Raw genomic sequence first — 2663 nt, forward strand, 5'->3', positions numbered from 1 at the left:
ACCCCCGCCCCCGCGCGGTGAGCCGCCTCATGCGCGCCGCGTCGCGACTGCCCCGCCCGCAGTCGCTGCGCGCCGACGTCACCGCCTCCCTCGTCGTCTTCCTCGTCGCCCTGCCGCTCTGCGTGGGCGTGGCCGTCGCCTCGGGGGTGCCGGCCGAACTCGGCCTGGTCACCGGCATCGTCGGCGGGATCGTGACCGGCTTGCTCCCCGGCAGCAGCCTCCAGGTGTCCGGCCCGGCCGCCGGACTCACCGTCCTGGTCTACGAGGCGGTCCAGGATTTCGGACTGCCCTCACTGGGCGTGCTCGTGCTCTGCGCGGGCGGGCTGCAGCTCGCCATGGGCGTGCTCCGGCTCGGCCGCTGGTTCCGGGCCATCTCCGTCGCCGTCGTCCAGGGCATGCTGGCCGGCATCGGCCTGGTGCTGATCGCCGGACAGGTCTACGCGCTCACCGACACCGCGGCACCGGCAGGCGGCGTCGCGAAGATCGCCGGATTACCGGGACTGGTCGCGGGCACCGTCGCCTCACCCACCGCGCTCACCGCGCTCGCCGTCGGCGGCGGCACCATCGCGGTCCTCGTGCTGTGGCCCCGCATCCCGCGTGCCGCGCGGCTGCTGCCGGGGCAGCTGGCCGCGGTCGCGCTGGCCACGGGCGCGGCCGTGCTGTTCGGCCTGCCGGTCCAGCGCGTCGAGGTGGCGGGGCTGCTCGACGTCGTCCAGCCGCCGGGTGCCGGGCAGTTCGCGGGGCTGGCCAGCCTGTCCGTGATCGGCACCGTGCTGGCCTTCACGCTGATCGCCTCCGCCGAGAGCCTGTTCAGCGCCGCCGCGGTGGACCGGCTCCACGACGGGCCGCGCACGGAGTACGACAAGGAACTCATCGCGCAGGGCGCGGGCAACGCTGTCTGCGGGGCGCTCGGGGCCCTCCCGATGACCGCGGTGATCGTCCGCAGCGCGGCCAACGTGCAGGCGGGCGCCCGTACGAAGGCGGCACGTGTGCTGCACGGCGTGTGGCTGCTGCTGTTCGCCGCGCTGATCCCCGGCGCCCTGGGGGTGATCCCCGTGGCGGCGCTGGCGGGTGTGCTGGTGCACGCGGGCTGGAAGCTCGTACCGGTGAAGGAGCTCGTGCCGCTGTGGCGCGCGCACCGGGGCGAGGCCGTCGTCCTGGTGGTGACCGCGACGGCGATCGTGGCCACCAACATGTTCGAAGGGGTCCTCATCGGGCTGCTCACGGCCGTGGTCAAGGCTGCCTGGGAGACCTCGCAGACCCATGTGGAGATCCACGACAAGGGTGAGGGCCCGATCGTCGTCCGCGTGCTGGGCAACGCCACCTTCCTGCGGCTGCCCAAGCTGCTGGAGCAACTGGAGGCGCTGCCCCGTGACCGCCCGATGGAACTCGACCTGCGCCGGCTGCGGCACCTCGACCACGCCTGCGGCATGGCCCTGCTCGGCTGGGCCGAGCGGCACAACGAGGAGGGGGTGACGCCCGTCCGGGTGCAGGGCGCACCGGTGTGACGCGACGGCCCGGGACCGGGCGGGACGGGGCGCCGCCCCTGACCCACGGTTCCGGGCCGTCTCAGGGTCATCCCCTATGGCTTCGGGAGCGGAGCGGAGTGACCGTGGCCATATGAGGCGTTCTACCGATGTATCCCGGGACGTGACCGGAGCCGAGAAGCGGCAGCTCGCGATGGCCTCGGCCACCCTCGGCCCCTGGCGCCCGGCGGCGGCGGTCGGCGCGATCGGCGGCGGGGTCTCCCTCGCCGCCTCCGCCCTGAGCGGCGACTTCGGGCTCGGCGTCGTCGCCGGCGCCGTGTCCGTCGCGCTGATGCTCTTCTTCCTCGTCGGCGGCGCCGGCGCGGTGACCGGGCGCGGCCCGCGCGCCGACCGCCGCATACGCCGCTGGGCGGCGGCCCACCCTTGGCGCGTCGCGCTGGTCCCGGCGGGGATGCTGCTCGTCACCGACGTCGTGATGCGCCAGATCCTGACCTCCGAGGGCTTCTTCGGCAGCCTCTGGGACGGCCTGTGGCGAGGGGTCCTCGTCGCGGGCGTGGTCGGCGTCGTCGGTTCGGTGGCCGGGAAGCGGCGGGCCGGCTAGGGCCGGCCGCCGTGCCCCGGCCGCCGGGCCTTGACCCTCTCGGTCCTCGACCGTCAGTCCTTGACCGCCACCGTGAGGTCGACCTTGTAGGGCTCGACCACGTGACCGTCCGGGAAGAGCGCCAGCAGCGCGCGCCGCTCGTCGTCGAGGATGCGGCGGGCGGTGTCCGGGGCGAGCACGGCGAAGTAGGAACGGCTGCCGAGCATCGTGAGGTGCGTGTCCAGCGCGACGGTGCGCGTCCAGTGCAGGACGCGGGTCTCGGTGCGCATCCCCAGGCGGGAGCCGAGCGAACGGAGGATGTCCTCCGCCGTCCCCGTCAGGCCGTTCTCGTGGTAGCGGGGGACCGCGCGGGCCAGCCGCTCCTCCTGCTCCCGCACCCAGGCGACGCCCAGGTCCGGCACGTTCCACCACAGCGCGAGCGCGCCGCCCGGCCGCAGCACCCGTGCCGCCTCGGGGGAGGACTTGGCCGCGTCCGTCCAGTGCCACGCCTGGGCGTACGTCACGAAGTCCGCCACCCCGGACGCGAACGGCAGCGCGTCCCCGTCCCCGCGTACGAGCGGCACGTCCGGCTGCCC

3 protein-coding genes are annotated in these 2663 nt (G+C 74.8%); 2 read left to right on the forward strand and 1 reads right to left on the reverse strand.

Annotation, left to right across the window (positions count from 1 at the left end):
• Positions 1 to 29: 29 nt before the first annotated feature.
• Positions 30 to 1508, forward strand: coding sequence for a SulP family inorganic anion transporter (locus PV341_RS44620; protein WP_500330152.1), 1479 nt, complete (start codon positions 30 to 32; stop codon positions 1506 to 1508).
• A gap of 142 nt (positions 1509 to 1650) precedes the next feature.
• Complete coding sequence (locus PV341_RS44625; RefSeq protein WP_500330154.1) at positions 1651 to 2088, forward strand: hypothetical protein; 438 nt, start codon at positions 1651 to 1653, stop codon at positions 2086 to 2088.
• Between the two features lie 53 nt (positions 2089 to 2141).
• Here PV341_RS44625 and PV341_RS44630 read toward each other — a convergent pair.
• A partial coding sequence (locus PV341_RS44630; protein WP_500360973.1) for a class I SAM-dependent methyltransferase occupies positions 2142 to 2663 on the reverse strand: 522 nt, incomplete at its 5' end.

The organism is Streptomyces sp. PA03-1a (genome assembly GCF_033792805.1).
Lineage (GTDB): Bacteria > Actinomycetota > Actinomycetes > Streptomycetales > Streptomycetaceae > Actinacidiphila.